Raw genomic sequence first — 16,630 nt, 5'->3', positions numbered from 1 at the left:
ACGGTCATGCCAGAAATAGACTTCGGTCCGAAAAGCACGGTTGAACTCAAGGCGCTACAGCTCAAGCGCATGCGGGCCTCCTTGGGGCACGCTTATGCCAACAGCCCGCATTACAGGGAGGCTTTCGACGATGCGGGCGTAAAGCCCGATGATCTCCAAAGTCTTTCCGATCTGGCAAGATTTCCATTCACCACGAAGGCCGACCTGCGCGCTCGCTATCCGTTTGGCATGTTCGCAGTGCCGCAGGATCAGATATCGCGCATTCATGCCTCTTCGGGCACTACCGGCCAGCCCACAGTGGTGGGCTATACCGAGAACGACATCAAGACCTGGTCCAATGCTGTCGCGCGCTGCATATATATGGCCGGCGGTCGTCGCGGGATGAAGGCGCATATCGCATATGGCTATGGTCTGTTCACCGGGGGGCTGGGTGCCCATTATGGCGCGGAAGCGCTGGGCTGCACGGTAATCCCGATGTCGGGCGGGCAGACCGAAAAGCAGGTCCAGCTCATTACGGATTTCAAGCCTGAAATCATCATGGTAACGCCCAGTTATATGCTCGCCATTCTTGACGAGTTCCGCCGTCAGGGCCTCAATCCACGCGATTCATCGCTGCGCTACGGCATTTTTGGCGCGGAGCCCTGGACCGAAGCCATGCGGGCGGAAATCGAAAACGCTTTTGATCTCAAGGCGACCGACATTTATGGCCTGTCGGAGGTCATAGGTCCCGGCGTCGCACAGGAGTCCGTCACCGACCCAGGCGGATCGATCATCTGGGAAGATCATTTCTATCCCGAAATCGTAAATCCGCAGACTGGCGAAGTACTGCCCGACGGTGAGGCTGGAGAACTGGTCTTTACCTCGCTGACCAAGGAAGCACTGCCTATCATTCGCTACCGCACCCGCGACCTGACCCGACTGATGCCGGGTACGGAAACGCCGATGCGGCGGATGGCGAAAATTACTGGCCGGTCGGACGACATGCTCATCATTCGCGGCGTTAACGTCTTTCCTACGCAGATCGAAGAGCAGATCCTCAAATGCGACGGCCTTGCTCCGCATTATATGATCGAGATCAGCCGGCCAAAACGGATGGATGAGGTGAGCATTCAGGTCGAATGCCGCGAGGATAACGTGAGCGCCCATGGTTCCGAAGCCAGACGACTCTCATCATTCGTCAAAGACATAATCGGCATCTCGGCCCGCATTACGCTGCTCTCACCAGGTACGTTGGACCGTTCAGTGGGCAAGGCTGTGCGGGTGAAGGATTTGCGGCGTGCTGATAAATATCCAAGAGAAAAGCCTAATCGACGTCAGAAATTGTGATCTGCACCGGGGAGCATCCCAATGTCTTTCGAAGGAAAGTCACTGATCGTTACCGGCGGCGGAACGGTACCGGGCGGGCTACCGCATTTCTTTTAGGCAAGGAAAATACGAGCTTCACAATTGCCGATGGAAGTCAAGCGTCGGGCAGAGAAACTGTCGAAGCAATAAATGCTGCGGCAGGCCGCGCGCACTGGTCGTTGCTGATACTTCCAATTAAAATGAAGCGGCATCCATAGTCGAGGCTGCAACGAGCGCGTATGGAAAACTGGACTGAGCTTTCAACAATGCTGGCATATCTCAAAGTGGTAAGATCCTTGACCAACTCCCATCCCTAGAGTGGTAACGTAGCAAAGCAATCAATCTTACTGGCACATTTTATTGTATAAAGTATCAAATTCCAGCAAAGCTTGGGCAGCGAGCAGGTTCAATTGTGATTACGTCTTCTGCTGCCATTAAAGGGACTGATATAGCACCTGATATTGTGCGGGTAAAAGCAGCCTGCTTGAACTACTAAGATCGACTGCTGCAGCGTACGGCCAAGCTGGCATCTGGATCAATGCTATCCTGCCGGGAGCCACGAGCACGCCAATGCTTGTACAGGAATTCGATGAATTTCCTGATTTAAAAGCTTTGGTTGAAGGTGCGGCCTTGCTCAACAGGGTCGCCCCACCGGAGGAGATTGCTCAGGTTGCCCTGTGGTTATTGTCCGAAGGCGCATCATTTGTAACAGGCGCTGCCATCGCGTTACACAGCGGCTTGAGCCGACCCTTCCTGGTTTTGTTCGAGCGGGCGGACTAGGACGAAGTCACACTGACCTGGCGATCGTTTTAGCAGATGAGGGGCCGCTAGTTTTATCGGCACTGCCGCCTTGCGTCCACCCTAGGATGAGCCACAAAAGGTGCCAGATGTCATGATCCTGCAGGTCCCGCTTGGTCGTGTCTATGAAGCGCCGAGCAAGACGGGCTGGGGGACGACCTGTTGGTTTGGAGGCAGCACGTCTGCTGGGCGTCTGGGGGCATACAGTGCGTCTTTTCGCACGATCGGCAGCTTGGCGGTGATTTGGCGCTCGCCGCGCAGGACGGGAACGCAGGGAAACACAGCGGATAATCCATTAGTGGCAGCGCAAACTCGAATATCTCGGCATCGAATTTTTCTTAACACCGAAGTGGGACCAGACTTTCTTCAAGACGCTGAGCATGTGATCTGGGCAATGGGGCCAACGCTCGCCAAATGGCGGTCCGGCGCTAAAGGCCGCAACTGAGCGAAAGTATATGGGAACCTAAACGCTGGCTTACGGAAAAGAAGTCCTGCGCGGCGATCGGAAAGCGCGTGGGCGAACTTTGATGATCGACGGATAGCCCGCGGTAGTCATCGCGGAAGCTCCTCGATGCGCGCCGGATGCGTCACGACAACTGCAGGTGCAACGCTGGATTCGTTCGAGTCGATCGTCCTTTCTGCGGGAATGTGCGCGCCTGATTTGCCGAGTAGCTATATCAAAATACGCGATTCTCGTGCTTCCCGTGCGATTTCGGCTGTCTCGGGTCTGTCTCGGGTCGAGCAAATCCGCTGTTTTACGTGACGTCAATGAATCCCCTCCGAAGAACAAAATTCGCATAGACCGACCGGACGGTAAAATATTTATCGTCTGCTCCTTGACGGCCACATCGCAGTTAGATACGAATATGAGGAAGTAATCATATTCATGTATTTTCCGAGAGAGCGACATGCGAAAACCAAGTTTCGTGCCGTCGACAGTGTCAGTGACACCAGAGTTGTTCTTCTAGATCAAAGGACAGTGAAGTAAATATCATGAATTTTCGATTATAATATAATCAAACGGTCGTATCGGTATAGATTGATAGTAATTAAACTATGATGATAGTGCTCCTAGTAATTTACGCACTATTTATATCTTTAGCTTGGCAGTGAGATCAGGCGTCAGAAGTGGGAGGATTGGTATGTCAATGTTTAAGTTTCGCGTGATGGCGCTATCGTCTGTGGCAGGATTTGTGCTGGTCGCTGGGGGAATGGCACAAGCTCAGGATACAGTATCCGCAGCTGGGCAGGACCAGGCACTAATGGGTGATATTATCGTCACCGCGCAAAAACGGTCAGAGCGGCTGAGTGATGTCCCGATCTCCATAAACGCGGCCAGTGGCGATCAACTCAAATCAATGGGCGTTTCCAGTACTGACGACCTGCAGAAATTAGTCCCGGGTTTCACCTTTCAGAAGACGGTCTATGGCCTGCCGGTTTATTTCATCCGCGGCGTGGGATTCAATGACACGACATTAGGTGTCAGTCCGGCTGTCTCGGTTTATGTTGATCAGCAACCACTGCCTTTCTCGCCTATGGCTCGCGGCGCTACTCTTGATCTTGAGCGCGTAGAAGTCCTGAAGGGGCCGCAGGGGACGCTGTTCGGTCAGAATTCGACCGGCGGCGCGGTAAACTATATTGCGGCAAAGCCAACCCCACAACTGCAGGCGGGTTTCGACCTCAGCTATGGCCGTTTCAATCAAGTCAACGCGGAAGGTTATATCAGCGGGCCGATCACGGATACCCTGCGCATGCGCGTGGCGCTTCGTAATGAATATCAGGACGATTGGCAGAAGGGTTACACCGCGCGACAGTCGAATGGAAAGCGGCGCTTCTACACCGGGCGCGTCAGTCTGGATTGGGATGCAGCCGATACTGTTCGTGTAGCGCTGACCGTCACGGGCTGGCGAGACCATTCAGACTCGCAGCAATCGCAGTTGACGCAATACACGGCCTTGGTGCCCGCTCCGATGGGACGCCCCTTGCCATTTCCAATCGAAACCTTCCCCACGGCACCGCGCAATTCGCGTGCGGCGGCTTGGGATCCAAATCTGGATCTTAGTCAGGACAATTATTTTTACCAGTTCGCCGGTCGGATCGAGGCGGATTTGAGTGATGATGTCATGCTGACCTCGCTCACATCCTACGCAAAGTACAAGCAGGACATTCCGATTGATCTGGACAGTACCACTTACTCTTCTGGCGTGAGTCGAGATTTCGGCAATATTCGCAGCTTTTCGCAGGAAATGCGATTGAGCGGAGATGCGGGAAAAATCAAATGGATGGTTGGCGGCAATTATCAAAACGATCGGGTCATTGAGAACCTGCTTTTCGATCCGCTGATCACATCTGGGACCGGCGTGGGACCTTTTACGTTTGATACGACCTATGTCGATAATGACCAGAAAATATCCTCAAAAAGCGCCTTCGGCAGCCTCGACTATGCCATCACTGAGCAGCTTACGGTTCAAGGTTCGATCCGCTATACCGATCAGGATCGTGATTTCGCAGGCTGTGTCCGTGATGCCGGCAACGGCCAATTGTCAGCGGCGCTCGCTTTTCTCTCGACTATTGTAACAGGGCAGGCGGCGACCATTCCAGCAGGTGTGTGCGCAACGCTGAGTCCGGGCTATGTACCGCTTCCGATCGTGACCAATTCGCTTAACCAGGACAATCTGTCGTGGCGGGTAAGCGCCAACTACAAGCCGAATTCGGATACGCTACTCTACGCGAACGTGACCAAAGGGTACAAGGCCGGCAGTTTTCCAACCCTTCCTTCAGGAACGTCAGTCGCTTTGACGCCAATATCCCAAGAATCGGTGCTTGCCTACGAAGTTGGTACGAAGCTTAGCCTGCTCTCGCGCAAAATTCAGATTACCGCTGCCGCCTTCTATTATGATTATCGCGATAAGCAGCTGGTAGGCTATATCATCGACCCAGTCTTTGGAACACTTCCCAGTCTGGTTCCTATCCCGAAAACGAGAGTCACAGGTGGAGAGTTCTCGATTGTCGCCAGGCCAATGGACGGGCTTACTCTTTCGGCAAATAGCACTTACTTGTCGACCCGTATCCAGCAAAACCCCGCCACACCCATCGGACCGTTCGGCAACGTCACGGATTTCAAAGGGCAGAGCTTTCCCTATACGCCAAAATGGCAAGGGTTTCTTGATGCCCAATATGATTTTGCGCTCTCGTCCGGCCTCACAGCATTTGTCGGTGGTAATGTTGCGGGTCGCACCAGGACGACCGCTGTGTTGCTTAGCAACGCGCCTGCGTTTGCAGATCAGGAGGCGCTGTTGCGCATTCCGGGATATAAATTGCTCGATCTTCGGACAGGCTTTGCTGCCGCGGATGAAAGCTGGCGCGTCGAGTTTTGGGGTAGAAATGTCACCAACAAATTCTACGTTATTAGTGCCACGCGCAATTCGGACTTCACCACACGGTATACCGGGATGCCGGTGACCTATGGCGTGACATTCCGTTATCGGTTTGGCGCAAAGTGATGGCACCGGTCGCGTGAGTGTCCCGCAAGCGTCAAATTATCTTCACTCACGACATGATCTTGTCGGAAAAATAAATTGGCGACAGCGCGCAATTTCCACGTTTGGTCGCTGACTTGGATTTTGCTGTTTCGTCGACGAGGCAGGAAAGGAGCCGAGCTTGACCTTTAGAACAGTGTTTTGTTCGATCCTCGCAGTTGCTGCGGCCATGCTGGTCGATTCGCCTCACATTGTGCTTGCGCAAACTGCAGGGTCGGCGAAGTGTGGAGCAGGTGGTGGCGCGTTCCTGTGTGGCCTGCACAATCCTGAAGACATGGACCAAGTACCCGGAACAGACTTGGTCATTGCGAGCAGCGCTTCCAGTCCAGCGGCAAAATCTGAAGGTCTCTACCTGATTAACATCGCTTCAGGCAACGTTGAAACCATTGATCCAGGGAAGCTGGAAGCCAAGGTGGATCCCCAGTTTGCCGGCTGTCCCGGCCAGCCGGCACCTAGCAGCTTCGATGGCCATGGGCTTTATATAGGCGACAATCCCCTGCGCCTGTACGCGGTCAACCACGGGGACCGCGAGTCCATCGAGATCTTTGACATTGAAAAGGGATCGAAGAAAAAGCAGCCTACATTACGCTGGGCCGGCTGTCTTCTGGCACCTGCCAACGTCCAGATAAACGGCGTTGTTGCCCTACCGGAAGGCGGGATTGCAATCACTAAGTCGCATGATGGTCGCGATCCTCCGCAACGCTGGCTTCCCGATTTGATGTTTGGAGAGCCAAGCGGTTATGTTTTGGAGTGGCATCCGAAAGCTGGCTGGCACAAGGTTGCGGACAGCGCTGTTTCGGGATCCAACGGGCTGGCTATTTCACTGGATGGCAAGACTTATTTCATAGCTGCCTGGGGCGACCAGCGCTTGGTGCGCCTATCGCGCGGAAGCGAGCCGGTGCGGCGCGATAGCATTGATCTCGGTATTCACTTGGATAACCTGCGATGGGATAGTGAAGGTAATTTGCTGACCGTTGGCCAGCTGTTCGCAGGTCGGGAACAGGCGGTTATGCAGTGCCTTGGCAGCACCGCCGCGAGCTGTCCAGTGCCCTATCGAGTCGTGAAGATAGATCCCAAAACCCTTCATACCGAAATCTTGTCCCCTGAAACAGAGGGGGGAGCCTTCACTGGCGGGTCAGTTGCCATAGATGTGGGGACTGAACGGTGGATAGGAACCTTTCGGGGCGATCGCATAATCCGCATCAAGAAGTGAGGAGGCGCAAGTTGGGAATGTCCGATCTGGCCAGCGCTGCATGCGTTATTACTGGCGCGACGAAAGGCATTGGGCGGGAGACCGCGATGCACCTTGCGGAGCATGGCGCTCGTGTCGTCGTGACGAGCCGGACGTTGGGCGCGGCAGAAGCGGTGGCAGCGAAAATCGAGGCGATCTATGGAGCAAGTCGCGCATTGCCGGCCGTTTATGACGTTCTTGAGCAAGGCGGCAGAACACCTCGCGCAAACCGCAGCCAATCATCTTGTGGCGATTGCAGCGCATATGGAATTGGGCGGCATCATGCAGATTTGTGACGAGCAAACGCGACGGGCCGCTCGATGCCAATGTGATAGGGCAGATAGCCTTGGCCTGTGCCATGCTGCCGCATATGCGTGGAGGACACATCGGAAGCCTGACCTTCAAAACCTCGTCGCTCGCCTGTTCGCGAGCCCAATCAATCTTTCTTACAGCCTGCCAACACGGCACTATGTCACCTTGTCCGCATTCTCGCGGTCTAACTGGGTAGCGATGGCGTTCCGGTCAACGGCACTGCCACGGGGTTACTAGCGACGGAAGGATCGAACTTCGTTCAGACCAATCCGGCAGCGACCAAAGCGCTGATGGGCGGCATTCCCCTTAAGCGGTTCGGGCCTCCAGAGGAATGGCCGGCGCGGTCATTTTTCTGGCGTCGCCGGTGGGCGGCTTCGTGACGGGGCAGGTGCTGGCTGTCGACGGCGGGCAATTGTTACAGGCCATGGATGGCACGGAGAAGGTTTTTAGCCATCCGCAGGGCTGACACTGAGCGATAGATTTTGGGAGATACCGATGGACAGCCAGCAGGGCATCGAAAACGAATATAGCTGCGACTTGCTGGTAGTGGGCTCGGGTGGCGGTGCGATGACTGCTGCCCTGACCGCCCTTCATCTTGGCCTCGATGTGATTGTCGCTGAGAAGGAAGCGGTATTCGGAGGCGCGACGGCGAGGTCCGGCGGGTGGCTTTGGGTCCCGTGCAGCAGCCTCGCGCAAGCTGCTGGCATACAGGATTCCCCAGAAGCGGCATTGGCCTATCTTCGGCATGAAGCTGGGCCCCATTTCGATAAGGCACGGGCCGAGGCCTATGTTGCGAAGGCGCCGGAAATGATGGATTTCGTCCTCGCCAATTCGCCGGTTCGTTTTACCTTCTTTAAGGCAATGCCAGACTATCATCCCACCGCCCCGGGAGGCGTGGAAAGCGGTCGGGTCATCTATACCAGCGTCTGGGATGGAAGGTGCCTGGGCAAGGATCTCGATCGCCTGCGGAAACCCCTGAAGTCTATGACGGCCTTTGGGGTGCAGATCGGCAACGAGGATCTGTCCACCTTCATCTCCGCAGGCCGCAAGCCTTCTTCGGCCCTGCGCGTGCTGCGTCTGGTCGCAGGCAATATCGTCGATCGTTTGCGTTCAGGGCAGCCGACGAGGCTTACCAGCGGTCGCGCTTTGATCGGCGGGCTTGCGAAGGCGGTTCTCGACCGGGGAGGGCGGCTCTGGACCGACGCACCAGTCCGCCGGCTGTTAATTGAGCAGGGCCGAGTTGTCGGAGCGATTGTCCAACATGGTGGTCGTAATATCGAAGTTCGCGCCTGCAAAGGCGTGGTTCTGGGTACCGGAGGCTTTCCGCATGACACGCGTCGTCGTAACGAACTGCTTGGCGACGCGATGGGAGATGTCGCAACGAACTCTTTGGCCTGGGGCCTGATGCCCTATGGCAACACTGGCGATGGCCTTCGGATGGCCGAGCAGATTAGTGGGCATTTCGACGATAAGATGATCGAGCCGATCGCCTATTCCCCCGTTACTCAGTCTGCTCATGACGAAGGCGACCTGTCGATCTTCCCAATCTTCATTCAGCGCGCGGTGCCCGGGCAGATATGCGTTACGCGCAGCGGGCGGCGTTTCATCAGTGAAGGCGCTTCCTACCATGATTGGGGCGCCGCACTGGTGCGCGCGACGTATGACGAAGCGGAAACCGCTGCATGGTTCATTTGCGACAAGCGTTCACTCGATCGTTACGGCCTTTGCGCGGTACCGCCACAGCCGCTGCCCCACAGAAAATTCGTGCGATCAGGCTATCTCAAAAAAGCGGATACTATCCGAGAACTGGCAGAGATAGTGGGTATAGATCCAGACGGTCTTGAAAGCACGGTTAAGCGCTTCAACGCCAACGTCTTGCAAGGCAGCGATCCGGAATTCGGGCGCGGCGAAAGCGCCTACGACATCGTTAATGGCGATCCTGACCATAAGCCCAATCCTTGCCTGGGCCCGCTTGATCAAAGTCCATATTTCGCCGTCAAGGGAACGGCCGGCTGCGGCGGGACGCATGCGGGTCTGGCGACGGATGCCGACGCAAGAGTGCTACGGTCTGACGGAGGCGCGATCCCCGGACTCTACGCCGTCGGAAACGACGCGGCTGCCGTCACCGGGGGCAATATCATAGCCGGAGGAATTACCATCGGACCAGCAATGACCTTTGGCTATCTTGCCGCCCACCATGCATCTCGGAAAACCTAAGGCTGCCTTTATGCGGCATGCCGTTAGCTCATCTGGCGAATTTATTCGCGAGCGGAGATTTTTTACTCGAGAAAATTCAGGATGACGGACCTACTTAGAAAGGGTGGGGACATGATATCACTTGTATGAACTCGCCTGCCCTGCTGCGCTGCTCGAGAACGTTCCGCGGGCGGCTTCGCCAACATGCAGCCAAGGGCCTGTTGGGTGACACGCATTTATATGCCGCCGTGCATACCGATCAGCACGCCTTTGCTGTTCTACTATCCTTCCCAAGCATCCAGGGCATTGCGATAGGCCTCTTCCTCCCGCGAGCGACGCTCCTTCAACTTAGCGATTTCCGAATTCCGCCGGGACCGAAGTTCATCGCGCTTCCAACGAAGATCTTCGATCCGCGCCTCTATGTCGACGATCGCAGACGAATAGTCTTGTTCCTTACGTTCCAGCGCCGCCTCCGCCCGATCGAGCATCGTGCGGCTCGGCCTGGGCGGGTGCTTCTTGGGCCTAGGCGCGGCCGCGCTCTGTGTCTTTGCTTGCCATCGCGGCCTTGCATGGGCTTTGCCCGTCACGGGCTTGCATGCATCGCCGGCGGCGGCGAGGTGCTGTGCAGCGGTGCCCCGCGCAATGCGGATGACGACTCCCGGCTGTGCCAGCGGCGCCTTAATTAGCTCCGGGTCGGTAACCAGCTCTGCTGCGCCCGCAGAAAACAGATCCTTGTCCGTGCCCCAGGCCTCCAGCGCTGCCTTACGGCTCGTCACCGCAACATAGGCATCCTGAAAGCCGGTAGAGGTTCGGAACACCTTGAAAGGACGCTTGGCCATCAATGCATAACACCTATCGAGCGAGGTGGTGCCTAGAACACAGTTTTGGCTCGATATCATTGATGCGCTCGGCCCGAATGAACGCAGCGATGCAGCTGAAGATGACAATGATACGTCATTCGCAGGCCATGAATGTACGGCAGCTATCGATGGAGTGATTTATGACCGCTGACGACAGCAATGTCGGCTCCAGCGGACGGTAGTTTTGCTCCGGCTTAGTGTCCGTAATCGAAGCTGCAGTGCTCCGAAGCCGACCGGGCATAAGGTCCCATCTGTCGACATCACCATTGCCGGTCAATGCCGCCTCGTGGCGGCTCAAGAATTGTCCGGCAGGGTGCCTGAAGCGTTTGGTTGCTCATTAAGAATCAGCGGGTGCAGATGACTGGGGAAACCTGTCGGAGTCTTTTTATATTCACATCATAGTAGATCGTAGGCGGTGCTAATCTCGTTCCTCGCAGGCGCTATATTTATTCGTCTGTATGCCCCGATGCCAGTGTGGGGAAATATGTGGGGCGCATATCCCTAAAAGATAATTTAGTTCAATAAATACAGCTAGATGGACATAATTTAAGAATCCTTCCCTCTCCGCCAACACTCAATTTTTCCCGATCCGCTGCGAATCGCGAAAGGCCAGCTTTTCTGCGGGTTTTAGCGTGATTCGCGTCCGCTCCCATCCCCGCTCGTCCATCGGTGACCGATTGGCAATGTGGGAAAAAATGTGGGAGATTCTGAGCTATGGGAAAGCTCTCTGCTACCTCGGTGAAGGCGGCCACGCGGCCGGGACGACACGGCGATGGCGATGGCCTCTTTTTGGTGATTCAGACCAGTGGAGCGAAAAGCTGGGTCTGCCGCGTGCAGAAAAACGGGAACCGCCGCGACTTCGGCCTCGGCAGCGTTACTAAGGTATCGCTCTCGACAGCCAGGGAGCGCGCTCGAGAAATCCGCACTTGGGTCGAAATGGGCCTTGATCCTCTGTTCGAGCGACGCAAGCTGCAGGGCATTCCCACCTTCAGGCAAGCAGCCGCAAAGGTTATCGCCTCGCATGGGAAGAACTGGCGAAATGAGAAGCACGCAAAGCAATGGCTCCAGACGCTCGAAAGCTATGTGTTCCCGGGGATCGGCGACCTGCAAGTGCATGACATCACCGGACCCATGATCCGCAATGTCCTCTCGGAGATCTGGTTATCCAAGCCGGAAACGGCACGCAGGGTGCGACAGAGGATCGGCACCGTTTTGGACTGGGCCTACGCCTCTGGATACCGCGATAGCGAAGCTCCAATGCGTGCGGTGACCAAAGGCTTGCCCCGCCAACCAAAGAAAGACGCGCACTTCGCAGCATGCCTTACACAAAGGTACCCGATTTTATGACCAGGCTGGTCCAGCGGAAATCTTTCAGCCGTCTTGCGCTGCGTTTCGCCATATTGACCGCCGTACGGTCCGGCGAGGTCCGTGGAGCGAGTTGGGACGAAATCGATGTCGATGCCAAGCTGTGGACAATTCCCAAGGAGCGCATGAAGGCGAGCCGCGAACATGTCATTCCCCTATCCAAGCCGGCGCTTTCCATAATCATGCGATGCCAAGAACTTCGCATCGGATCGCGCTCCCTTATCTTCCCCGGCGCTAAAGGGGATGCCCCCATGTCGGACATGACGCTTACCAAGCTGCTGCGCGAGATGAATCGTGACATCGATCAGGTTCCAAACCCCAGCAGAACGCCGCCGATCAGGCGACGCCCGGATCCCGGCCCCGACACCACGGAGCGGTGCCGCCAAAGGCCGTACAAGCCGGCGACGGTCAGCATGTAGACCGCGACATGAAACAGGCCGTCGCCAAGGATCTGTGTTCGGATGTCCTGCATCGCGGGGCCGGTCGCAAGGCTCAGGAAATGATGCCACTGCAGCAGCTGATGCAGCAATATGCCATCAAAGAATCCGCTGAACGCCATGCCGAGAATGATTGGCCATCGCAGAGGCAGCACTGATAAATTGGCTCTCAGCATCACGGCGCTCCTGCTGCACATCCGCTATCGTGAGGTACACAAATCTGCCGCATTCGAATGGCGACCACAGCCGTTGAAAGCACTCACGTGGGTTGGCAAGCGGTGGAAACGCGTTGTCGTGACCGGCCCTTGGCCGCGCAAGCGAAACACGGACCGGCCACGTGGCACGCAGGATCGCGGCGATAGCGCCTGATGGCAGCAGAGGATTTCTGCGACATTCACTTAAGCTGCCGGCGTCAACCGATCGCTAACGGTGGTACAATCACTTCCATTCTCGAGATGCACAATTGGTCACCAACCTGAGTGAATGCCGCTGGATGCGCCTTGCTACAGATGCCCATGCCGGCCGTTTAATAGAATTTCTGCTCTCCTGGCGTCGACCGTCTGCTATTCTCCGGGTTGCCGACCAGAGCCGGTCATTCAAGTGCGCATCGAAAAATGCTCGATGCTGACGGAAGCTACCGCTCGATCGGATCCAAGCAGACGATCAGGAAGCAGTCATCCTGAACCTTAAATCGGCAGCCTACCGCATGTCTCGTAGCTGTGATCTTTGGTCCAAACTTTTCGGCGTAGGCGGAACCCGCGACATTGTCTCGCAGTTAGCTGCTCATCTGTAGAAGAGGCGCACGATGGAAGAGAAGAGAAGCGGTCAGGATCCAGAAGCAGATCCAAGGCCAGCAGGGAGTGGCGGCCTCTATGAGAAAGCCGCGCCTAAATCCACGGATCGCCCGACCGCTAAGGAACGGACGATGATCGAGACTGCACGCAAGCGTGCAGATCGTGACCGGGCAGAACTGCGCGCTTCAGGCCATGGCGATCATAAGGGCGAAGAAGGCATTTGAACCGGTTTACTGTTGGGCTTGATCGGGCCCATTTTTGCGCAGGTGTAGCGACATGAGCGCTTCACGCGGACTTAGCGAAACCGTCCTCATGCTGTTGAGGCGCTTCAGGCCGGCGATTTGCTCTATCTCGCCGATGACGAGCAGGAAGCCGAAGCGGTGGCAAATGCGCTTATGCCCCTGTCACCGAGTGATCATATCGTCTTCGTGCCATCGAGTGATACCTTGCCTGGCGACAGCGCGCCTGCGTCTCCCGCGAACATCGGCAGACGTGTCTCAGCCTTGCTGCAACTTCGACGCCTTAGGGAAGAGCCCGAACGCCGGCCTCTTGCCACCATTATGAGCGGCGAAGCGGCGGCGCGGCTTTATGCAGATCCGGCCGCTTTTGATGCTGCTCCTCCCAGCCTGCGCCTCGGCAATCCGATCGATGCGGCAGAATTCGCCACTGAGATGGAAAAGCTTGGTTACGTCGCCGACGATCGTGTCGATGAGCCAGGCGAGGTGGCGGTCCGAGGGGAGGTGATCGACATCTTTCCGGCAGATACCGGCTTGCCGGCGCGTATCGACATCGCAGACGGTCGCGTCGTGGGCATCCGACGCTATGATCCGGCAACGCAGGGCACCCAGGAGCCGTGCGAGGTTTTGGAGATCGGCCGCGCGATCTAACCGGAGTCGGAGCAGAAGGTAACAATTTTGGCCCATCTGCGGCCGGCCGGATTTATGTTTCGGAAAAAGCCGACAAGCGGCGAGAGCGTTTCATTCGCCTCGCCGACCAAGCCGCCAGCACCTCCGGTTCAGCGATCGGCGCCGCTTCGCAGGCGCGATGGGCAGAGGACCTCAATGCTTGGCGTCCAGGCGATCCGGAAGCATTGGAGGTGTCTTCCATTCCCCGCTTTGCGGAACAACGTTCACCCCTATCGGCGCTGAAGCGCTTTGCGGCACCGCATTTGGAGACGGGCAAGCGCATGCTGCTGGTAGGCAGCGAGCGGGATGTCCGTTTCCTCAGGCCAAAGATCGCCAAGACGTTCAACACCACGGTTGAGGCCATCGAAGCCATTGCGGCTGTCGATGAACTCTCCGAGGGAGCCATAGCCGCGCTTGTCGCGCCGATCGACCGGGGTGCTCTTGGCCCTAAGCTCGTTGTGATTGCGGCCGCCGATCTTCTCGGCAGCCGCGCAGTTTTAGGTGCCGCGCAAGACGGCGTTGCTGCCGCCCTCTCTCATGCAGGCGGCGACATTCGCGCAGGCGATCTTGTGGTGCATGAGGATCATGGCGTGGCACGGGTCCTTGGCCTCGAGCCGGCTCCCGGCGAAGGCGACGCGGAACTGATCGCTCTTGAATATGCCGATGGCGCCCGGCGGCTCGTTCCTTGTCATGAGGCTGGCCTTTTGTGGCGCTATGGCGCCGATGCCGATGTGGTGCGGCTCGACAAGCTAGACGGCTCGACCTGGAAGAAGCGTCGCGGCACGATTGAGGAGGCGGTTGCCCAAAGCGCCCGCGACCTCCTTCAATTGGCTCGGGAGAAAGACAAGGTCAAAGCTGCTGTCGTTGAACCCGATAGTGCAGCGTACGAACGATTTGTTGCCACATTCCCTTTCAACGAGACGGCAGATCAGGTTCGTGCCATTCAGGCGGTGCGGGACGACCTTGCCAGCGGACGGCCGATGGATCGCCTGGTGATCGGCGACGTGGGCTACGGGAAGACCGAGGTCGCCCTGCGTGCCGCCGCGCTCGCGGCGCTTGCTGGCTATCAGGTCATCCTGGTTGCGCCAACGACGGTTCTCGTTCGTCAGCATACCGAAACCTTCAAGCGGCGATTTAAGGATACGGGTGTGACGGTGGTCAGTCTGTCGCGCCTATCGAGCGCTGCGGAGAAGAAGGCCGCAAAGGAAGGGCTGGCCGATGGCTCCATCGGTATAGTTATCGGAACCGCCGCCGTCATGGCGAAGGACATTCGCTATGCAAAATTGGGGCTTGTCATCATTGACGAGGAGCAGCGCTTCGGCGCTGCCGATAAGGCAAAGCTGCGGGGACGCTCCGACCTTCACCTTCTGGCGATGAGCGCGACACCCATTCCAAGAACACTGCACCGCGGGATGTTCGGCCTGCACCAAATGTCGGTGATCGCGACGCCTCCGGCTCGTCGCCAGCCTATCAGGACAAGCCTTGCCAGCCCTGACGATGCGATGATCAGGACGGCCCTTTTTGCGTGAGCGATTGCGCGGCGGACAGAGCTTTATCGTTGTCCCTCGCATCGAGGATCTCGGGCCGCTATCTGAGCGTCTGGCACGCATCGCGTCCGACCTCGTACTGATCGAAGCGCATGGCAAGATGCCGGTCGCCGCGATCGATGACGCCATGGTTCGCTTTGGCGGTGGCGAAGGCGATGTTCTTTTGGCCACTAACATCATCGAGGCGGGACTGGATGTGCCGCGAGCCAACACGATGATCGTGTGGCGGGCAGACCGCTTCGGCCTCGCACAGCTTCATCAACTTCACGGGCGGGTGGGTCGCGGCAACCGTCGTGGTCAGGTCATCCTGCTTACCGAAGCTGGAGAGATCGCTGAACGCACCATGAAGCGGTTGCGGACGCTTGCAACCTACGATCAGCTTGGCGCGGGCTTCGCGATCAGCGCCGCCGATCTCGATCAGCGTGGCGCTGGCGATCCGTTGGCCGACACGCAGGCTGGCCACATGAAGCTGATCGGCTCGATCTCTATCAACATTTGTTCGAAGCGGCTTTGAGAGAGGCGCGAGGCGAAGACGCGGGGCTTTGGACGCCCGAGCTCAATCTGGGCGATGCGGGCGGTCTGCCCGAGGAGTGGATACCCGACCCTGACATCCGCTTGGGGTTGTATGTCAGGCTTTCGCGGCTTGTGGATGAAACCGAGCTTGACGCTTTGGAGGAGGAACTGACCGACAGGCTCGGTCCGCTGCCGCTCGCTGCCGAACGTCTGATCGAATCCATCAGAGTTGCTATTCTTGCGCGCGCAGCCGGCGTCGCACGGATTGATACAGGCCCCACAGCTATAGCGCTGACCCCGCGTGAAGCTACGCGCGACAGTAGGAAATGGTCTGGGCTTTCCAGCAAAGATGGCCGCTGGCTTCTGAAGGAGCAGATCGACGAGGCTGATCGGCTTGCCAAGGTGACCACCCTCCTTGAAAGCCTGGTTACGGCGGCAACGGATTCATAGTGAGCCTGGATTGCCTGATGATCGGCGCAAGACCAGCAGGTCTTACAGCCGCGATCTGTCTCAGCCGATTTCATCTGCGCGTCGGGATCGTTGATTCCGAAGAGGTCGGGCCACCATGATCCCGCGCATGCTCGATTGACAGGTGGTGGAAGAGCCGCCGTGTGGATCTGAAATGCCTTCCTTGTCGTAGCATGCTCGCCTGCAATGGCGCTTTAGCCGTAGCCAGAATTGCTACCGCCGTGCGGCAGCAAAGCGCAAATGCTGGCGGCGAGGTCAGCGCTGCGGAAAGGCTTGGTGAGACCGGCAAGTCCCCCGGGGCTGCCGTCCGCTTCGGCATAG

The 16,630-nt window shown here is 57.2% G+C and carries 14 protein-coding genes and 1 pseudogene; 13 read left to right on the top strand and 2 right to left on the bottom strand.

The genetic code is table 11. From position 1 onward, the window contains the following. Positions 1 to 6 precede the first annotated feature (6 nt). The 7 genes and pseudogenes from paaK (at position 7) to C1T17_RS12345 (ending at position 9,441) form a co-directional block, all read left to right on the top strand. The gene (paaK, locus tag C1T17_RS12370) at positions 7 to 1,326 is read left to right on the top strand and encodes a phenylacetate--CoA ligase PaaK (protein ID WP_104953703.1); all 1,320 of its coding nucleotides are present in this window, start codon (positions 7 to 9) and stop codon (positions 1,324 to 1,326) included. Positions 1,327 to 1,815: 489 nt separating this feature from the next. Further along, positions 1,816 to 2,124 (top strand): annotated as a pseudogene (locus tag C1T17_RS12365) (SDR family oxidoreductase); the annotation flags it as partial. Between the two features lie 1,166 nt (positions 2,125 to 3,290). Then, on the top strand, positions 3,291 to 5,645 hold the full coding sequence (locus C1T17_RS12360; RefSeq protein WP_223262582.1) for a TonB-dependent receptor: 2,355 nt from the start codon (positions 3,291 to 3,293) through the stop codon (positions 5,643 to 5,645). Between the two features lie 157 nt (positions 5,646 to 5,802). Continuing rightward, entirely contained in the window at positions 5,803 to 6,894 is a 1,092-nt protein-coding gene (locus C1T17_RS12355) for a hypothetical protein (protein ID WP_145959003.1), read from the top strand. 17 nt (positions 6,895 to 6,911) lie between these two features. After that, positions 6,912 to 7,208 (top strand): SDR family NAD(P)-dependent oxidoreductase, encoded by a 297-nt coding sequence (locus C1T17_RS22130; RefSeq protein ID WP_104953700.1) that lies wholly within the window; start codon positions 6,912 to 6,914, stop codon positions 7,206 to 7,208. Between the two features lie 347 nt (positions 7,209 to 7,555). Next, the gene (locus C1T17_RS21915; protein ID WP_262982700.1) at positions 7,556 to 7,690 is read left to right on the top strand and encodes a hypothetical protein; all 135 of its coding nucleotides are present in this window, start codon (positions 7,556 to 7,558) and stop codon (positions 7,688 to 7,690) included. Between the two features lie 29 nt (positions 7,691 to 7,719). After that, positions 7,720 to 9,441 (top strand): FAD-dependent oxidoreductase, encoded by a 1,722-nt coding sequence (locus C1T17_RS12345; RefSeq protein ID WP_104953699.1) that lies wholly within the window; start codon positions 7,720 to 7,722, stop codon positions 9,439 to 9,441. Positions 9,442 to 9,701: 260 nt separating this feature from the next. Here C1T17_RS12345 and C1T17_RS12340 read toward each other — a convergent pair whose 3' ends face one another. Beyond that, positions 9,702 to 10,259: a hypothetical protein gene (locus C1T17_RS12340; protein ID WP_104953698.1), complete on the bottom strand. Its 558-nt coding sequence runs from the start codon at positions 10,257 to 10,259 to the stop codon at positions 9,702 to 9,704. Positions 10,260 to 10,994: 735 nt separating this feature from the next. Between C1T17_RS12340 and C1T17_RS21720 the strand changes: the two genes are divergently transcribed. Together C1T17_RS21720 and C1T17_RS21715 are read left to right on the top strand one after the other, a co-directional pair. Further along, a complete protein-coding gene (locus C1T17_RS21720; protein WP_223262581.1) occupies positions 10,995 to 11,627 on the top strand; it encodes a tyrosine-type recombinase/integrase in 633 nt (210 codons plus the stop codon). Continuing rightward, entirely contained in the window at positions 11,597 to 12,064 is a 468-nt protein-coding gene (locus C1T17_RS21715) for a tyrosine-type recombinase/integrase (RefSeq protein WP_317617046.1), read from the top strand. The genes C1T17_RS21720 and C1T17_RS21715 overlap by 31 nt, the downstream gene beginning before the upstream one ends. On the opposite strand, the gene C1T17_RS12330 is transcribed toward C1T17_RS21715, so the two are convergent. Beyond that, positions 11,950 to 12,258: a DUF2243 domain-containing protein gene (locus C1T17_RS12330; protein WP_104953697.1), complete on the bottom strand. Its 309-nt coding sequence runs from the start codon at positions 12,256 to 12,258 to the stop codon at positions 11,950 to 11,952. The two genes, C1T17_RS21715 and C1T17_RS12330, sit on opposite strands and share 115 nt — an antisense overlap. Positions 12,259 to 13,217: 959 nt before the next feature. Here C1T17_RS12330 and C1T17_RS21710 point away from each other — a divergent pair. The 4 genes from C1T17_RS21710 to C1T17_RS21695 are packed head-to-tail and all read left to right on the top strand — an operon-like array spanning position 13,218 to position 16,291. Further along, positions 13,218 to 13,763: a hypothetical protein gene (locus C1T17_RS21710; protein WP_223262579.1), complete on the top strand. Its 546-nt coding sequence runs from the start codon at positions 13,218 to 13,220 to the stop codon at positions 13,761 to 13,763. Then, entirely contained in the window at positions 13,730 to 15,310 is a 1,581-nt protein-coding gene (locus C1T17_RS21705; protein ID WP_223262578.1) for a DEAD/DEAH box helicase, read from the top strand. Before C1T17_RS21710 ends, C1T17_RS21705 begins: the two co-directional genes overlap by 34 nt. Next, positions 15,303 to 15,842 (top strand): helicase-related protein, encoded by a 540-nt coding sequence (locus tag C1T17_RS21700; protein ID WP_223262577.1) that lies wholly within the window; start codon positions 15,303 to 15,305, stop codon positions 15,840 to 15,842. Before C1T17_RS21705 ends, C1T17_RS21700 begins: the two co-directional genes overlap by 8 nt. After that, positions 15,824 to 16,291 carry a TRCF domain-containing protein gene (locus tag C1T17_RS21695; protein ID WP_223262576.1) on the top strand — a complete coding sequence of 156 codons (468 nt, stop codon included), beginning with the start codon at positions 15,824 to 15,826 and terminating at the stop codon, positions 16,289 to 16,291. Before C1T17_RS21700 ends, C1T17_RS21695 begins: the two co-directional genes overlap by 19 nt. Positions 16,292 to 16,630: the final 339 nt, after the last annotated feature.

Origin of the sequence: Sphingobium sp. SCG-1 (genome assembly GCF_002953135.1) — a bacterium.
GTDB lineage: Bacteria > Pseudomonadota > Alphaproteobacteria > Sphingomonadales > Sphingomonadaceae > Sphingobium.
This window is presented reverse-complemented; position numbering and strand designations above follow the sequence as displayed.